Below are 16,278 nucleotides of genomic sequence, written 5' to 3'. Positions count from 1 at the left end.
ATGATCGCCCTAATTGCTTTGCTTCCCAAATTTGCTGTTGGTGCAAGCAATCTGCTTAAAACACCACTACCCAAATCTATTCACTTTTGTAAGCGGCAAAACACTGGCAACGGCACTTGAAGGTAAACTTCAGCGTTTCAGTCACCGAAACGCCCAGTATGGAGTTTGTGAACAGCTGCTTCCTTGGCTCACGCAATCGATCGTAATTTACAGGACTTGAGCAATCAGCGATTTTGGCGCCTTGGGAAAGCACTGATCGTTTCAATGAAAGTTGTAGGCTCTACCTGCTCATCCCGCCCACAATTATCACATCTGGACCGAGACAAAACTGGCGGCAGACGCTATTACAATGCTGTAAGCCAGTAGAAAAACAAAGATTGGTGTAATTAATTTAATAACTTCCATTAGGGCATTTACAGAGCCATTTTCATTCGGAGTACTTCTGATTTCTTCAGCGCCAACCAATGGCGGAAGGAGATCTTTTTTACTTTGTTTAACCATTTTCGACTCACAACATACTACCGGGTGATTTTATCACTTCGCGTTTAAACTGGATGCTATCGCCCAAATTTCAGTGCTTTTGCCAAAAATTTTGAACGAATATCGGCACAATGATACTCGCTGCGTTGTGATTGTTTACCGTTCTAAGGTGATACCGCAGTGATCAAGTGATTTCGGTTTTTTTCAGTACGGGCATTCGACGAAGCGCGATGACTACACAAACTCCGTTCCAAGGAAGTCTCGCGATGACCACACATGAGTCCTTGAATTCATCCAGACAGTCGGCTCTTCCGGCTATGCCTGCATGCCCACGTTTTCTGTCTTTTTGGTGTCTAAATCCCCGCGTGGGCGGGATAGTTTACCCCAAGGCCGTCAACCAATTACATCTCTTGCGGTAACTGATAAGCGTGTGCGGCGATCGTTTGAGAGAATCACTTTTCAAGCGCATAATCAGATCTGATGAAATAGTAAACCCAGACTTCGTTTGGACGAGCGCACACGAAAACCAACGACCATCCATCGAAAATTCATTGGATAAGGCGGCTTTAAGTGTCTGAAACGCTTTTATTTGCTGGCGCATGTTTGAGGATATGGTTTAGATCACACTATGCCTTTTCCTGACGATGTTTTCCGCCACACCCCAGAGCTTCGAGACCGGATCACACCGCCGGATGTCTCCGAAATGCGGTTTGGGCTGGATCGCTTCGATGAGTTAGACGCACAAGCCAAGGTTGAAGGATGGCCACCCGGTTGGCGGATGGAGCACGACGCGCGAGAAGCCAACCGAAGCGCCGTGCTTTCCGAACGGTTGGATCGCGGCCTGTGGGTTTTCGCTTATGGCTCGCTAATTTGGGACCCAGCAGTCCACGTGGAAGAATACCGTTACGGGAACTTGATGGGTTGGCATCGAAGCTTTTGCATGCGGCTCGAAGGCGGGCGCGGTACCCATGATCAGCCGGGATTGATGGCTGCGCTCGATGAAGGCGGTCAATGCAATGGGGTTGTTTTTCGCATACCGGCGGAACTAGTTGACAGGGAAACCCAATTCATGTGGCGGCGGGAAATGTTTTCGGGATCCTATCGCCCAGTATTCTTCGACGTTGCGACCCCTCAGGGTTCGGTGGAAGCACTGACATTTGTGATGGACCGCAGCAACAGGCGATACATGCCAAACCTTCCCAAAGACGAAGCGGCCAGAATGATTGCTTTCGCCGAAGGCGGGCTTGGACCGAATTTCGAATACCTGGACTCTTTGGTGCGGCATCTTGATGAACTTGGCATCGCGGATCAGAACATGCGCCAGCTTCACGCACTTGCGGTCGCGTATAGGGGAAAGAAGAAAACCGACGGTTTGGAATTCTGCTAGGTCAGTCAGACCGTCGCTTACGCTACTTTAATTCCCTGCGAGCAATTCGAAGCGGCAGACGGGTTGAGCCAAATTCAACCAGAGGACGCGGCGTATCCCGCAGCGGAAAGTAGCCAGACGCCGCACACGTAAACATCGATTGCGTCGAATGGCACCGTCGTCCGCAACTCTACTTCTTAAGTCCAAACTTGAATATTCCATCATTTGGATATTTGAACAAATGAGAGATCGTGATTACTCGACGGGAGGAGTAATTCATGATCAAAAGTTTTCGTTCTTTGCCTGTAGCTTTAGCTTTCGCGTGCTCAACTGCAGTTCCGGCGCTCGGTCAAAATCAAGACTTCTCAAGCATATACTCCCCCGGTGAGCTAGGCGCCATGCGACTGCATACAGAAAAACCGGAACAAACCCTGATAAACAACGTAAACATCTTTGACGGGATCAACGAGACGCTGATGCAGGGTGCCAGCGTTCTTGTCGAAGGCAAACTAATCAAAGAAGTGTCTACAGATGAAATTGATGCTCCAAATGCCGTTGTAATCGACGGGGATGGTCGGACTCTGATGCCCGGCCTGATCGATGGCCACGCTCATGTTATGATCAACAATGATTATGGTGTCATCGAACGCGATAGTGACATCACTGACCTGTCTTACAACGCCGTTATTGTTATGGAGCGGTTCTTGATGGACGGTTTCACCTCTGTTCGTGATATGGGGGGGCCTGCTTTTGGTTTGGCAAGGGCAGTAAACAGCGGTCTCCTGATCGGGCCGCGATTGTACCCGTCGGGCGCATTTATTTCTCAGACGTCGGGCCACGGCGACTTCCGCGACAGGGCCGACCCTGGCTTTAGTTACGCAGACGCAGGAGATTTATCGAATTTTGAGCGTATGGGGATCGGCACCGTAGCGGATGGTGTCCCAGAAGCATTAAAAGCTACTCGATTAAACCTTCGAAATGGTGCCACTCAAATCAAAATCATGGCGGGCGGCGGAGGCTCTTCGCGGTTTGATCCGATCGATACAACCCAGTTTTCCAAGGAAGAAACTTGCGCGATTGTCGAAACGACAAAGGACTGGGGAACCTATGTTGCGGCTCATGTATTCACTGATCGCGCCGTCAACCGATTACTAGACTGCGGTGTCAGAACGTTCGAACACACCTTTTTCATCTCAGAAGAAACCATGCAGAGGATAGCAGCCGAAGGCGCGTATGTGGTTCCGCAAATGTGGGGGATCTCCCCCGATCTTGCCAAGAATCCTTTGATGCCTCCGGCGAAAATTCCTTTGGTTCAGGAATTGGGAAAGGAATACGCTGATTTTGGACGCAACCTAGTAAAAAATGGGGTGAAAGTCGTATTCGCTTCTGACTATGTCGGTGTGAACGCTGACGCTGAAAGAGCGCGCCGTTACGAAATCTGGTGGCGCACTCAGACGTTCGACTCTAACTTTGAGGTCCTTAAACAGATGACTTCTGTCGCTGGAGAGGTTCTGGCAATGTCCGGCGAACGCAACCCTTACAAAGAAGGTAAACTGGGCGTGATCGAGCCAGGCGCGTACGCCGACCTCCTGCTGGTGGACGGCAACCCACTGGAAGACATCCGGGTAATTGGCGGTCAGGAACAGTGGTTTGATGCGCCCGAAGAATGGAAGCCGATCGAAACCATTGACCTGATCATGCTTAACGGTGCGATATACAAAAACGACCTTTGAACGATCCCCGTTGGATTGTTGCGCCTGTTTCGAGTTGGAAACTAGCCGTTTCAAAAAAGCGCAACGCTAACGCTTTGTGCGTAAAAACCCGCCTGCGATAAAAGCTCAGTCCGGGAAAACTTTGCTTATCGGCCGTTATACGCGCAAGAATTCTGCATCGAGATCGCATCTATACCCACGGTAGGTACCGGTTGTGCTATACTGGTTTCAAATAGACGCTTTGTTGTGGAGGTAAGTCATGATTATTCGATTGATATTAACGCTCGGCATCGCGCTCTCATTCGCGATGGCTGCTCCTCAGATTGCGCGGGCCGACGCGGGCGACTTTATTGGCGGCGCTGTCGTAGGCGGGGTTTTGGGTTACGCGATTGGTAAGGACCAGCAAAAGAAAAAGGCACAGACAACAACTCGGACCTATCGGTCAGGAATTCCATCAACTACACAGGGTGCGCAAACCCAGACGGCGCTCAACTATTTCGGCTACAATGCCGGTAGGGTTGATGGACAGGTCGGCAGTGGAACCCGGGCCGCCATAGAACGCTATCAAGCTTCAATGGGCTATCCTGTCAATGGCTATGACTTCCAACCGTATCAGTATGACTTTTTGATGCAGGCATACTACTGGGGGACAAGCGGCGGACAAGCCGCCACTCAACTTTCGGGCCAGCCACTTCTGATGGCGTATCGCCAACAGTTGCAAAGCGAAACTGCTCTGGCGGCCGCCCCTCAGGCGGCAGCACAGGCTACACCAGCTGTTGCACCCCAAGAAGACGCTTCAGCGACCGACAGTTCTGAAGAAACGAATTCGAGCCTACCAAGCCTATTCTCGGGCGGCACAGGGGGGCCGTCGCTCGCCAACCGCTGCAGCGCGGTTATGCTGCAAACGTCGACAAATGGTGGCTACACGACCCTGTCGAATATGTCCGACCCAAATTTCGCATTGAGCGAACAGTTTTGCCTCGCCCGAAGCTACGCAATGGCGACCGGTGAAGAGCTTATGGAAGACGTCCAAGGGCTGACGCCTGACCAAGTGGCCGCGCAGTGCAGCGCTTTCGGGGAAACTTTGGAGCCGCAAGTCGTTGCACTTTCTTTAAGTTCAAAAGCCGAAGCAGAATCTCAGATGCGCACGTTTGCTTTGGATACGGGGCTTGATCCCGAGGATCTGGTGGCAACAAGCAAGGTCTGCCTTGCGATCGGTTACCGCCAGGACAACATGGACAGCGCAATTGGATCTGCGCTGATGCTGGTCGCAATGGGCGAGCCTGCTTATGGCGAACTGATTGGGCACCACCTTCGCGAAGGTTTCGGTGTGCAAGAACGCCGTGATCTTGCGATGCAGTGGTATGATGCGAGCCTTTCCGCACTGGATGCAGGATCACAGGCTGTTTTCCTGCCGTCCCAATCCGACCGTCCGGAGCTGTTGCGAACAGCAATGACTAAGTCGCAGTAAAACAAGGTCACTGCGTATCCACAAATGACGTGACAGCGCGGCGGGTAAACCTGAGAGTTACCCGCCATTTCTCGCTGCGTATACTGTCTAAACTTTGCGAGTTTAGGCCATGATGGGTAATCACGTGCGCAAAATATTCGTATAGAAACGCGAGAATCCAATCGAAGCAAAGGCGGCTTGGCCAACGAAGATTGGGGGCTTGCTTGGGTAAGAGTAATTTTTATTGTTATTTTACAATCAATTAATGATATTTTGTGGTGCGGGCGGTGGGACTCGAACCCACACGGCACTAAGGCCTTCGGATTTTAAGTCCGATATGTCTACCATTCCATCACGCCCGCGCCTTGAAAGTGCCGCCATACAGGAGCAGTCATCTTAGCTCCGGCGACTCTTACATCCTCGTTTCCGGATTGAAAAGAGACAGATAAGCTAGAAATGCCACTTGTGGAAAATTGCGAGATACGCCGGCCCCAAGGCGATGAAGTCCGAAGTTGTCGTTTCGGTCTATACAAAGCCAATAAAGGGCGTAATCCCGTTTTTAGCTGTCGAGAAAGTACCTTTGAATTCCATCCAATTCGTCGCGCAGCAAATGCACGAAAAAAGATTCTGCAAAGTTTTGATGGATCGTACTGACAACTGCGTCAGGTCGCTCTTTCGCCACATATCCGTCTCGGATAGAGTGGCATCATACGCGAAGAGCACTACATATCTTCACGTTCAGAAAAAACAATTCGGAGCCCGTCCATGTTGTTTCGATGCCTTGCGTTCGTGGCTCTGTTCACCGCTGCATTTACTTTCAGCGCCGTCGCACAGCCCAAGGAAAAGTCCCAATCAGGGTTGCTGGTTGAGCTGAATGCCGTTCAGGACGTTACCGACGCCTGCAGACTGACTTTTTTGATAATGAATGAAACCGAGTCCGTTATAGAAAAAGCAGTATTTGAAACGGTTATTTTTGACACAAATGGGCAGGTTGTCAGCCTTTCTCTGTTCGATTTCCGCGAACTGCCAGCCGATAGACCCAGAGTGCGTCAATTCGATCTGCCCACAAGAGCCTGCAGTTCAGTGGGGCAAGTGCTGATAAATGGTGCCAATACTTGTGTTGTCGGCGGATCGGAAAGTGACATATGTCGAAACGCGCTGAAGCTGAACAGCCGTGTTAAAATGGAGCTTTTGGGATGAGCCCGGTAGCAGCTTTGCGTGAAATCCTTAACCTGGGCGGCCCAGTCGTAGCGATCCTGCTTGTAATGTCTGTTCTGACGCTGGCTGTGACGATTTACAAACTCTGGCAGTTCGCGGCTTGCGGAGTTGGGCGGCACCGGGTTTTGTCCAAGGCGCTTCAGGCGTGGGATGCAGGGGATCCAGGCGCCGCGCGATCTCGCTTGAATGAAAGCAGTAGTTACCTGGCACCCATTGTTAGTGCAGCGATGGATGCACGGAACGTGCCCGGTATCGAAGATCGACTTGACGCCGAAGCAGGGTTGGCGCTTGCCCGCCTGGAACGCGGGTTCCGACTGCTGGATACTGTAGCGCAGCTTGCACCGCTGCTTGGGCTTTTTGGCACGGTGCTTGGCATGATCAACGCGTTCCAGAGCCTTCAGAGCGCTGGCTCAGCCGTCGATCCGTCACTGTTGGCGGGTGGAATTTGGGTTGCGCTGGTCACCACTGCAGTTGGGCTTGCAGTAGCAATGCCCACCTCAATGGTTCTTTCATGGTTTGAAAGCCGTACAGCGCGAGAAAGAGTGTTCGCAGACAAGGCCCTGCGCACAATATTGGTGCCGGGTCAGTCGATACAGCCAGTGGACGGGGCGAGCGCGCCGATAGCAGCTCCGGAACATGCGTAGGACCGCCCCATTTGTTCGGCGACGAATGTCGATGACACCGCTCATCGACGTTATTTTCTTGCTTTTACTGTTTTTCATGTTGTCTTCAACGTTTTCCCGCTTCGCCGAGATCGAATTGATCAACGCGACAGCAGGTGTTGCAGACGTGCCCGAACCCGCCGACAGGGTCTTTTTGCTACTGGGTTCACAACGACTGATTCTGAACGGCACTGTCACGACATTGGATGAAGTGGCCAGTCAGATCGGAACCGGGCAAGTGCTGGTCAGTTTGGACATCGATACATCGGCCCAACGACTGGTGGATCTTCTTGTTCGATTGCGCGGACAAGATGGGCTTACCGTTACGGTACTGGAATAAAACCATGATCCGTGCAACACGCCCACGCATCAAACGCGACTCAACAATTCCGCTGATCAATGTCGTTTTCCTGATGCTGATCTATTTCCTATTGGCTGGTACGCTGGCCCCGCCGTTGGACCCCGATCTTGAACTGATAGACACGGCCGAGCTCGAGGGGCGCGATCCACCTGATGCTATAATCCTGCATTCGGACGGGACTCTGAGTTTTCGTGGGCTACCGACTGACCCCGAGTCTTATCTGTCGCGGAATAGCGCGGGACCGGTCCGAATTGTTCCCGACAAGAACGTGTCTGGGCAACGTCTGATCGAAGTTACCGGAGTACTTCGTCGGTTGGGCGCACCTTCTGTGTTTCTTGTAACACGTCAGGCTCTGGAATGATCAGAACCTCCGTTTTCGTCGCTGCAATGGCGATTACGCTTTCGCTAATGTTACACCTGTTGGGTTTGAGCCTAACCGCGCCTAGACTTACAGAAAAAAAAGTCATTGAAAGCCGGGCTAATAGCCTTGAATTGAGCACTGCGTTTGAAGAATTCGTCGATGCTCCACCAGAGCAGGTTCAACCAGAACAGGCGGAGGTGCCGGAACCGTCGGTTGACTCCACAGCAGAACCAGAACCAGCCGAAGTTCCAACAAGTGACGTACTTGTCGCGTCGCCAGAACCGCAAGATGTCCCGTCCCCCGACACAGGGACTTCGACAATCATTCAACCGGAGGCTCCGCAATCGCCCGTTACCGATACGCAGGGTCAGGCAGATGACAACGAGGCAGAAACTGCCGAACCCGTCGCGTCCGCGCCCGTCACTCCCGATACTTCAGCAGAAGCGCCGGTTGAAGCTACCGAAGCAGCAGCACCGGTTGCCGAGCCCGTTGCTGAGTTACCAACTGCAAAAGAGCCAGAAGAATTTGCGGCCCTGCCCCCGCCGCAACCTCTTACAGTTCCTGTTGAAAACCAGACGGTCGTTACTGAAACACCGGACGTGCCCGTCGCCCCAATAACACCCGAAGACACCGAAGGATCCGAAGAAGATGCAGAGTCCGAGCAGGCAGTTGTATCTTCATTAAGGCCGCGCCTTCCAGACCGCCGACCTCGTCAGACATCACCAAGCGCTTTGGACCCATCAAGGAATTTTGACAACTTGCGCTTTCCGGACCAAACCATTGACTCGCCTCTCACCGTGTATCGCCGTGAAGGACTTGACACATTCAGACAAGATCGCGGCGGAAACCGATCAGGCGGTCTTGGTCCTGGGAATTCGGACAGAACAAACTATGCCGGCCAGGTGTTGGTGCATCTGAACCGCGCACCGCTCGTTTATGTTGCAACCCGCGGGTTTGCTCAGGTTTTTTTTGAGATTAACCCTGACGGTACCTTGGCATGGGTAGACGTTGTCGACAGCTCGGGTGCGCCTGATGTCGAACGCGCGGCAAAAGAACAAGTGCGCAGCGCAGCACCTTTTCCACGGCCACCAGGGGGCGTCAGTCGAAAGCTGTCTTTTTTCTATCAGATCAGGTGAAACGTCTTCTGAATGTATTAAGGCAGCTTTGCGCTAACCGGGTTTTGATTCTTCAAATTGGGCCGATTACCTTACCAGGTATTGCAACCAAGCGTCAAAAGCATTGGCCAGAGACATTCTGGAGCAGGTCAATATAACCTTGATCTGTTTTCACCTTGCCCAAAGTAACTTCTGCTATTTTGCTCCCAAAGCCTGACCGCTTTCATCAAAGAAATGCAGGCTTTCCTGCGGAAAATGCAGGCCAACCTTCGTTCCGGGTGTCAGGTCTGTATCCCCGTTTAACCGAACAGTCACTTTTTCTTCCGCCCCGCAATCGATAATTAAAAATGTGTCCGCACCAAGATATTCAATTACCTCAATGACCCCGTCACTTTGCCCATCACCTGGTGCGACCACACTTATGTGTTCGGGTCGGATACCCAGCTTAATGGCCTCGCCGGACAGCGTGAATTCACCACTTCCGCCTTGCTCCAGTTCGTAACGACCGTTCCGCGTCTTGCATGGTAGAATATTCATCTTTGGGCTGCCGATGAACTGAGCCACAAACAGATTTGCCGGACGTTCGTAAAGTTCGCGTGGTGAACCCACCTGAGCAATTGTACCGTATTCTAGAACGACAATCCGATCGGCCAGAGTCATCGCCTCGACCTGATCGTGCGTCACATAAATCATTGTGCGTTTGAGATTTTGATGAAGTTTGGCGATCTCATAACGCATTTCGACCCGCAAAGCCGCATCAAGGTTCGAAAGTGGTTCATCAAACAAAAATGCTGTGGGATCACGCACAATGGATCGGCCAATTGCAACCCGCTGTCGCTGCCCTCCGGAAAGGTCTTTGGGGCGTCTTTCCAGAAATGGACCAAGTTTTAGAACGTCGGCCGCTTTGCTAACCTGCCTATCTATTTCTGCTTTCTGGACACCAGCAACCTTGAGGGAGAAACCCATGTTTTCTGCAACTGTCAGATGCGGATACAGCGCATAAGATTGAAAGACCATTGTCAGGCCACGCTTGGACGGGGGGTGGTCTGTTACGTCGCTATCATTTATTAATAGTGACCCCCGCGAAATATCTTCGAGCCCACCTATCATGCGAAGCAAAGTCGACTTGCCACAGCCAGATGGACCAACGAAGACGATGAATTCCCCTTCTTCGATTTTCAGGTCAACACCTTTGATAACCTGCGCGGAACCAAACCATTTTTCGACCGACTTTAGTTCGATGCTACCCATTAGTCCCTCCCTGCCCAGTGAAGCCAAACAGCTGCTGTCCACGTGAACGCATTGCCGCCCGCCGGGCTGCCAGAAATCGGGTCGAAATACTCTGCAAACCCATATGTAGAGATTAATTCTTTAGTCTTTACACGCAGTTCTTCCGCCCGTTGTTCATGACCCATTTCCGCCAAACCGAACCCGATCATCATGTTCATGAACGCCCATGTTGGACCGCGCCAATATCGTCGCGCATCAAAGTTCGGCATGGACGTATCATAGCTTGGAACGGGAAAAGGTACCGACGCCAATACCGCCTTCAATCGATCCAACATTTTTTCTGATTCAATCCCTGCGTACCAACAAAGGTACGAAGCGTTCGAAATGCTGCCTGACCATTCTTTGGTCCTTGCATCACGCGAGTCAAAAACGCCCAAATCTTCGTTCCAAAGTGAGCTTGCACCTACTTCCAAGTCAGCGATATCCGCGCCCAGACCTTCGGCGTCCAATCCCAGTTGTTCACTAATGGCCAACAAGTCCCTCGCCGCCCGCAATGTCGTGAATGTCATTGTCGGATCTGCAACACGAAACGGATTTTGCGTTAACAGGGCTTGCTGGTCCCATCCAGCCTGACGACCGATTTGAACCAGTTTTATGTAACGGTCATAGTCGAATTTGGTGGGTCGATCCTCGCTGTTTACATGACTCGTGTCACGACGCTGGTATTCACCGACATCCGAGGCATCTATGCGCGCCATCGCTTTGTCCCAGTCGGGCGCATTGTCACGTCCGGCTTCCCAGGGATGGGTCGTGCAAACAGCGCCATGATCATCCAGGCGCCACTTCATAATCCACTGATGCCAAGCCAGCATTTGGGGGAAAAGCTCGCGAATGCGCGCTTCTCCGGCGTCGGTGTCTTGTTCCCAGATTTTCCGGGCCATCGTTGCTGCGAGGGGTGGTTGAATGATTCCAGAGGAAGGTATCGGTCCGTCGCACCCCCACACATCAGGACCGGGGAAGTATCCGTCATCTTGTTGATGAAACAAGATATGAGGAACCATTCCGTCGGTCCATTGGCCTGTGAACAACGTCTCGATTTCGATCCAGGCTCGGTCAATATCAAACTGGGCAAAGCCCAGCGCGGCAATCGCGCTGTCCCAATTCCATTGATATGGATAGAGACCCTCGGTCGGGATCGTGTACCCACCGCGGTCATTTGAAATCAGGATGTTTCGCGCCTCGCGATCAGGGTTCGTATGTTGATTCATCAGTGTCATCCTTTGACGGACCCCGCAGTCAGGCCCTTGGTCATGAAACGTTCGAGTCCTAAAAACAGCGCCATAATCGGAACGGTGGCAATCACCGCACCGGCCATCAGGTGCTGTCGTGGAATTTCTGAGGAATTCAACATTGTGACCCCTCGGGTAAGTGTGAATTTGGACGGGTCATCCAAAAGCATGAAAGCCAACAGGAATTCGTTCCAAGCAATCATAAAGACGTATAGAGACACCGAAGCCAGCGCAGGTAAGCTAAGCGGAAGTGTAATTTTCCAGATTACCGAAATGCGCGAAAGCCCATCCATTAGACCCGCCTCTTCAACTTCTGTCGGTAAGCCGCGGAAATAACCCTGCAGCATATAAAGTGCGACCGGGATCGTTGTGACCGGATAAATCATAACGATGCCAAGTATCGAATTGCGCAGACCTGTCAGTGAGAAGGCGATATAGATCGGCAACGCCAGAACGATCATCGGCACCATGTAAATCAACAAGATCGAGCGCGAGAAAGCCTTTTGTCCTTTGAACCGAAACCGCGCCACCGCATAGGCACCTGGTACGCTGAACAACAAAGTGATGAACACCGTCAGCACCGAGACATAGAATGACGTCCAAAGATAGGTACCGAAATTGAAGTCGCGGAACAGTTCGGTATAGCTGCGGAACAGCGCGGTGCCTTGACTAAGATCCAGTGAAAAATCCAAGGGGTTCTGAAGTAGCGCCTGTTGCGACTTCAAACTCGTCATAACCATCACGTAGAAGGGTATGACAACGATTGCCGTGAAGAATATATATCCGAAACCGGTACAAAAGCGGATCACCGCATCTTCGTATTCATGACGAGTTAGCTCTCCAAATGGCAGTTCCTTTAGGATTTCTGCCATCGACAAATGCATCACCAAGGCGATTGACCCCACGGTGATCAACAACGCCAAAAGTGTGGTTCCAGACCCAATCAGAACAGGTCCGACCCCTGTCAGGCAAGACAAACCCAAAAACAACGCAACTCCCAAACGTGCAGTCGCATGCCGGACCGGAAAGCGGACATAGATCAACCCGGCAACCGCGCCCCAAATCAGGCTGAACAGAACCTGCGGACGAAATGCAGCACCAGTGGCAAAGGACATGGTGACCGCTACGGTTGTCGCAATAACGACCAACCAAAGTGCGCCAAGGAGAGGGCCGGTTACAAATCCATTGCGCATCACAAGCCCTCCTCTCGGCTGATAAATCGGAAGAAGACAAAGCTGAACGCAAGTAAACACATCAGGATTACAACCGCGACTGCAGCGCCAGCCCCAATGTTAGAGATCGCAAAAGCCTGCTCATAGACATTCACGGTCAGGGTACGCGTACCTGCATTGCCACCGGTCAACAAAAAGATGTCGTCGAACTTGTTGAATGTCCAAATGAACCGCAAAAGGAACAGCACCGATAGAATGCCCAATAATTGAGGGATACTCAGCAACCAAAACTTCTGAAACGGAGAGGCACCATCCATATCTGCGGCCTCGTACATGCTGGAGTCGATTGACTGCATCCGGGCTAGAATGAACAGGAAAGATAAAGGGAAATAACGCCAGATCTCGAACACCGTAACCATGATCAAAGCGAGCGGGCGTTCACCAAAAAAGTTGATCGGATCCTCACTAATGCCCATCTGCACCAACAACGCATTGGCCGAGCCTGAAAATGGGTCGAACAAAGTGACCCAGGTAAATGCGACGGCGATGACTGGCGCGACATAAGGGAACAAGTAAAGGCCCCGGATAAAGCCCTGACCCCGAAAACTTTTGTTCAGCAAAAGGGCCGCGAAAAGGCCCATAACCAAGGCGCCGATGGTACCGAAAACAGTATAAAAAAGGGTCACCCACAAAACGCCCCAAAATTCTGAACCGTCAAAGACCCTGGCAAAGTTTTCAAGGCTGAACTCAAAATTGGTCAGAATATTCGGGCCGCTTCCGGTCAAAATTGGTACAGATCCTTCCACCAAATTTTCGAAAGATTCCGCTTCGCCATCAATTGCGACCGGAATTCGGATACGCTCGCGCTGACCGCCCTCGAGTGTGCCAAAATCACAGAATAGATCGCGCCCTTCTAATTGGCATGGAGCAGTGATCTCGGATGTCGGAGTCATGCCCTCAGGGAGAGTGTCACTGATCGTCACTCCCGCGACTGCAATCTCCTGGCTGGAATTGCGCAGACGGTACTCAATCCGCAGGTCCTCACCGGAACCGCGCAGACTCTCGCGCACCACTGGCGCAGGTGGGCGAAGGTCAGATAGGGTAAAAGGTTTGAAACTGATCCAGATAATGGCCAGCAAAGGCAAGATCACAACCAGTGAGACGCTGATCAGTGTCGGGGCCAGAAGCGCCCATGCCAAACGCGCCTCGCGTTTCGCAAGCGCTCCCGTGCCGGTCGGAGGGACAGCCGAAGACATGGGATACCTCGATGGGTTGGGTGCAGCGACGCGAACGTCGCTGCGGTATTAACAAGCGGAACTTATTGAACTTTAGCGAGTTCTTCGTTCATCGCGGCAACAGCGGCCGCAGCATCGAGCTCATCGTCGATATACTGACGGACAATACGGTTGATCGCCTGGCTGTTAATCATTTTCGATGCCAGCGAGAGCTGACCTTCGGTGACTCCCCAACGCTGAGCGACATCCAAGCCTCCGACAATTTCATCGATCATGGCCTGGTCGTAAAGTTCACCCAAAGGTGCCTTGCGATCTACGCCAACCGGCAACTCTGCCCACGCTTCTGAGAACGCAGTCGGGTTGTCAGCATTTCCACGTCGGACGGGGAATTTACCTTCGGGCGCAATAGCCAATGTCTGGGTATAGCCCTGATCCATTGCGTATTTCACAAATTCCATGGCGGCATCGGTATCCGCATCATTGGTGATGCCGAAATACCGAACATCGCCCCATGCAGCTCCGTCCGGATTGGACGGGCCCGAAAAGTTGGTGACAATTCCAGTCTTGCTGGCCAAATCGCGAGAGGTCGGATCATCGTTGATGGTGGGCGGAGCGCTGTCGCGAAGGCCGGCCAATTCGTCCAGAATAAACGGCGACCAGATGATCATTGCCGCCTTGCCATCAAAGTAAAGTTCGCGCGACTGCTTCCAATACAGTTCCCCCGGAGGCGAAGCTTTGGAAATGGCTTTGTAAAAGTCCAGTACCTCTGTTGTTTTGGCCTCGTCCAACGGCTGGAAACCGTCCGGACCAACTGGGCTAACTCCGTTTGCCAGGAAAACATGTTCCAACACTTGGCTCATGAAGTTTTCGTCCACCTTGGTGGCTGCAACGAATCCATACATGTCCGGCGGACTATGCAGAGCTTCCAAGGCAGCCTCGACCGCAGCATAAGAACTCGGCGCGTCTAACCCCTTCTCGTCAAACAAATCTTTGCGGTACACAACCATTTGGGTCCAGCCGTCGACCGGCACGGATGCCGTTTCGCCGTTGAACGCTGCCATTGCAAGAGCTCCCGGAGCGAAAGTATCTGCGCCTAGCTCCTCAACCACTTCTGTTGCCGCTTCTGTGTCCAGAATACCCGCTTCAGCCCAAGGCAGAGCATACTGCAACGGATGATAAACAACGTCCGGCAGATCGCCTGCTGCAAATGCGGCTGTGGCACGTGTTCCCAGATCGGTTTCGGTCACCGGGATGACTTCGACAGTAGTTCCGGTTTCAGCCTTGAATTGATCAGCCATTTCCTGCTGCTTTGCCAACCGTTCGGGTTGCTCTTCCGTCGTCCAAAAACGGATCGTGTCCGCGTGCGCAGATACCGCTGCCAGTATCAACGCAAGCGATGATCCAAGCATCAGCCTGGATGCCTTGGGTGTAAGTTTCATAGTCGGTCTCCTCCCCGGTTATGATCATTGAGATTTACAATTTTTAGCGCCAGATCCTCGGACGTCAGCCGCGGCGGCCCATCGGATTGTCGTTCTATAAGAACAGCTTCGCTGAGTTCGCGTAAGTCTTTAGGTTGCTCGCCCCGCGTCTGGCGGATCAGCAATGTTGCAAGCCGCTCCCCTGCCCGATGCGAGTCCACACTGAACGTCGTGAGCCCCGGACTGACATATTGGCACTCCGGGATGCCGTCGTACCCAATGACGGAAACATCGCGTCCGATTTCCAGATCCAAATCCCTACAAACAGAATAACAGCCTAAAGCAGCCAAGTCGGTCGCAAAAACGATAGCCGTCGGCGGGTTTTTCAGGTTCATCAAAGCCCGCGCTTCCAAAGCTCCTTCTTCGCGCGTGCGCGCGCCATCCCGGATTAATTCAGGATCAAATTCCAAGCCCGCGGCTTTCAGACCGTCAACATATCCGTCGCGGCGCAGGTGACTGTAATTGAACTTCGGATCACTACCGACGTAACCAATGCTGCTGTGTCCGAATTCGGCCAAACGAATGACCGCGTTTCTGATCGCCGTTTCACCGGAAATATCGAACCAAGAGGTATTTTCCATTGCTGCGGCTTGACCGTATCCAGTCCGCCCATAAAGGATAAACGGTACCTTCAGCTCCCTTAGGTATTCAACTCGGGCATCATCAACTTCCGTTCGCGGCAGAATAAACCCGTCGGCCTTGCGTTCTTCAACAAGCCTGCCCAGGACCTTGAGCATGTCCTTTTCTGACTTCGCCGTGGAAATAGTCATGGTCCAGTCAAACGAACTGGCTGCTTCACAAGCTCCGGAAAGAAAATCCTGCAAAAACGGATTGTGCCTGTCGGGTTCTTCGCCATTAATAACCATCGCAATTGCCCGGACCTTACCTGTCCGGATAGCCTGCGCGTGGCTGAGCGGGCGATAACCCATCTTGCGCGCTGTGACCTCAACCCTTTTTCGCGTCGCGTCCGAAATATCCGAGTAACCGTTCAGCGCGCGCGACACGGTGCTTTTCGAAAGCCCTAGGTGATAAGCCAGCTCATCAAGCTTCACCCGCCCTGTTGCGGACGCCGCACGAAGCTGGGATTCGCCTTTTTGCGCAGTGGGATTCGTCATCATTCTTTCATTTAGTCGCTCCGAAACCGGTTTC

Annotated in this window: 15 protein-coding genes and 1 tRNA gene; 8 read left to right on the top strand and 8 right to left on the bottom strand. The window is 52.3% G+C overall.

Annotation, left to right across the window (positions count from 1 at the left end):
- Positions 1 to 306: 306 nt before the first annotated feature.
- Positions 307 to 501, bottom strand: coding sequence for a hypothetical protein (locus tag AC2FNV_RS15340; protein WP_170473139.1), 195 nt, complete (start codon positions 499 to 501; stop codon positions 307 to 309).
- A gap of 607 nt (positions 502 to 1,108) precedes the next feature.
- Here AC2FNV_RS15340 and AC2FNV_RS15335 point away from each other — a divergent pair.
- The 3 genes from AC2FNV_RS15335 to AC2FNV_RS15325 all read left to right on the top strand — a co-directional run bounded on the left by AC2FNV_RS15335 (position 1,109) and on the right by AC2FNV_RS15325 (position 5,029).
- Entirely contained in the window at positions 1,109 to 1,867 is a 759-nt protein-coding gene (locus tag AC2FNV_RS15335; protein ID WP_217362372.1) for a gamma-glutamylcyclotransferase, read from the top strand.
- 377 nt (positions 1,868 to 2,244) lie between these two features.
- Positions 2,245 to 3,579, top strand: a complete 1,335-nt coding sequence (locus tag AC2FNV_RS15330) for a metal-dependent hydrolase family protein (protein WP_170604992.1) — start codon at positions 2,245 to 2,247, stop codon at positions 3,577 to 3,579.
- Between the two features lie 238 nt (positions 3,580 to 3,817).
- Positions 3,818 to 5,029: a peptidoglycan-binding domain-containing protein gene (locus AC2FNV_RS15325; protein WP_170604990.1), complete on the top strand. Its 1,212-nt coding sequence runs from the start codon at positions 3,818 to 3,820 to the stop codon at positions 5,027 to 5,029.
- Between the two features lie 255 nt (positions 5,030 to 5,284).
- Here AC2FNV_RS15325 and AC2FNV_RS15320 read toward each other — a convergent pair.
- A tRNA-Leu gene (locus AC2FNV_RS15320) sits at positions 5,285 to 5,370 on the bottom strand.
- A gap of 403 nt (positions 5,371 to 5,773) precedes the next feature.
- Between AC2FNV_RS15320 and AC2FNV_RS15315 the strand changes: the two genes are divergently transcribed.
- Genes AC2FNV_RS15315 through AC2FNV_RS15295 form a run of 5 tightly spaced genes read left to right on the top strand, consistent with a single transcriptional unit; the run spans position 5,774 to position 8,746 of the window.
- Positions 5,774 to 6,208: a hypothetical protein gene (locus AC2FNV_RS15315; protein WP_254442491.1), complete on the top strand. Its 435-nt coding sequence runs from the start codon at positions 5,774 to 5,776 to the stop codon at positions 6,206 to 6,208.
- Positions 6,205 to 6,870 (top strand): MotA/TolQ/ExbB proton channel family protein, encoded by a 666-nt coding sequence (locus AC2FNV_RS15310; RefSeq protein ID WP_170473150.1) that lies wholly within the window; start codon positions 6,205 to 6,207, stop codon positions 6,868 to 6,870. Before AC2FNV_RS15315 ends, AC2FNV_RS15310 begins: the two co-directional genes overlap by 4 nt.
- Positions 6,863 to 7,228 (top strand): biopolymer transporter ExbD, encoded by a 366-nt coding sequence (locus AC2FNV_RS15305; RefSeq protein ID WP_254442490.1) that lies wholly within the window; start codon positions 6,863 to 6,865, stop codon positions 7,226 to 7,228. The genes AC2FNV_RS15310 and AC2FNV_RS15305 overlap by 8 nt, the downstream gene beginning before the upstream one ends.
- Positions 7,229 to 7,232: 4 nt before the next feature.
- Complete coding sequence (locus AC2FNV_RS15300) at positions 7,233 to 7,610, top strand: ExbD/TolR family protein (protein ID WP_170604988.1); 378 nt, start codon at positions 7,233 to 7,235, stop codon at positions 7,608 to 7,610.
- Complete coding sequence (locus AC2FNV_RS15295) at positions 7,607 to 8,746, top strand: energy transducer TonB family protein (protein ID WP_170604986.1); 1,140 nt, start codon at positions 7,607 to 7,609, stop codon at positions 8,744 to 8,746. Before AC2FNV_RS15300 ends, AC2FNV_RS15295 begins: the two co-directional genes overlap by 4 nt.
- Before the next feature lie 174 nt (positions 8,747 to 8,920).
- On the opposite strand, the gene AC2FNV_RS15290 is transcribed toward AC2FNV_RS15295, so the two are convergent.
- The 6 genes from AC2FNV_RS15290 to AC2FNV_RS15265 form a co-directional block, all read right to left on the bottom strand.
- Positions 8,921 to 9,976, bottom strand: coding sequence for an ABC transporter ATP-binding protein (locus AC2FNV_RS15290; RefSeq protein WP_170604984.1), 1,056 nt, complete (start codon positions 9,974 to 9,976; stop codon positions 8,921 to 8,923).
- Complete coding sequence (locus tag AC2FNV_RS15285) at positions 9,976 to 11,223, bottom strand: MGH1-like glycoside hydrolase domain-containing protein (protein WP_367648119.1); 1,248 nt, start codon at positions 11,221 to 11,223, stop codon at positions 9,976 to 9,978. Before AC2FNV_RS15285 ends, AC2FNV_RS15290 begins: the two co-directional genes overlap by 1 nt.
- 5 nt (positions 11,224 to 11,228) lie before the next feature.
- Positions 11,229 to 12,437: a carbohydrate ABC transporter permease gene (locus AC2FNV_RS15280; protein WP_170604980.1), complete on the bottom strand. Its 1,209-nt coding sequence runs from the start codon at positions 12,435 to 12,437 to the stop codon at positions 11,229 to 11,231.
- The gene (locus AC2FNV_RS15275; protein ID WP_170604979.1) at positions 12,437 to 13,672 is read right to left on the bottom strand and encodes a carbohydrate ABC transporter permease; all 1,236 of its coding nucleotides are present in this window, start codon (positions 13,670 to 13,672) and stop codon (positions 12,437 to 12,439) included. Before AC2FNV_RS15275 ends, AC2FNV_RS15280 begins: the two co-directional genes overlap by 1 nt.
- A 62-nt stretch (positions 13,673 to 13,734) precedes the next feature.
- The gene (locus AC2FNV_RS15270) at positions 13,735 to 15,090 is read right to left on the bottom strand and encodes an ABC transporter substrate-binding protein (RefSeq protein ID WP_170473169.1); all 1,356 of its coding nucleotides are present in this window, start codon (positions 15,088 to 15,090) and stop codon (positions 13,735 to 13,737) included.
- Positions 15,087 to 16,244, bottom strand: coding sequence for a substrate-binding domain-containing protein (locus AC2FNV_RS15265; protein ID WP_170605306.1), 1,158 nt, complete (start codon positions 16,242 to 16,244; stop codon positions 15,087 to 15,089). Before AC2FNV_RS15265 ends, AC2FNV_RS15270 begins: the two co-directional genes overlap by 4 nt.
- Positions 16,245 to 16,278: the final 34 nt, after the last annotated feature.

Source organism: Ruegeria sp. BHSA163, from assembly GCF_059613365.1.
Note: the sequence above shows the minus strand (reverse complement) of the source record. Positions and strands in the feature narration are given on the sequence as shown.

Coding starts and splice junctions, on each gene's coding strand:
- AC2FNV_RS15270 (WP_170473169.1), bottom strand. CDS start 15,090: ATGAAACTTACACCCAAGGCATCCAGGCTGATGCTTGGATCATCGCTT.
- AC2FNV_RS15290 (WP_170604984.1), bottom strand. CDS start 9,976: ATGGGTAGCATCGAACTAAAGTCGGTCGAAAAATGGTTTGGTTCCGCG.
- AC2FNV_RS15300 (WP_170604988.1), top strand. CDS start 7,233: ATGATCCGTGCAACACGCCCACGCATCAAACGCGACTCAACAATTCCG.
- AC2FNV_RS15340 (WP_170473139.1), bottom strand. CDS start 501: ATGGTTAAACAAAGTAAAAAAGATCTCCTTCCGCCATTGGTTGGCGCT.
- AC2FNV_RS15275 (WP_170604979.1), bottom strand. CDS start 13,672: ATGTCTTCGGCTGTCCCTCCGACCGGCACGGGAGCGCTTGCGAAACGC.
- AC2FNV_RS15310 (WP_170473150.1), top strand. CDS start 6,205: ATGAGCCCGGTAGCAGCTTTGCGTGAAATCCTTAACCTGGGCGGCCCA.
- AC2FNV_RS15305 (WP_254442490.1), top strand. CDS start 6,863: ATGCGTAGGACCGCCCCATTTGTTCGGCGACGAATGTCGATGACACCG.
- AC2FNV_RS15315 (WP_254442491.1), top strand. CDS start 5,774: ATGTTGTTTCGATGCCTTGCGTTCGTGGCTCTGTTCACCGCTGCATTT.
- AC2FNV_RS15265 (WP_170605306.1), bottom strand. CDS start 16,244: ATGACGAATCCCACTGCGCAAAAAGGCGAATCCCAGCTTCGTGCGGCG.
- AC2FNV_RS15335 (WP_217362372.1), top strand. CDS start 1,109: ATGCCTTTTCCTGACGATGTTTTCCGCCACACCCCAGAGCTTCGAGAC.
- AC2FNV_RS15280 (WP_170604980.1), bottom strand. CDS start 12,437: ATGCGCAATGGATTTGTAACCGGCCCTCTCCTTGGCGCACTTTGGTTG.
- AC2FNV_RS15295 (WP_170604986.1), top strand. CDS start 7,607: ATGATCAGAACCTCCGTTTTCGTCGCTGCAATGGCGATTACGCTTTCG.
- AC2FNV_RS15285 (WP_367648119.1), bottom strand. CDS start 11,223: ATGAATCAACATACGAACCCTGATCGCGAGGCGCGAAACATCCTGATT.
- AC2FNV_RS15330 (WP_170604992.1), top strand. CDS start 2,245: ATGCGACTGCATACAGAAAAACCGGAACAAACCCTGATAAACAACGTA.
- AC2FNV_RS15325 (WP_170604990.1), top strand. CDS start 3,818: ATGATTATTCGATTGATATTAACGCTCGGCATCGCGCTCTCATTCGCG.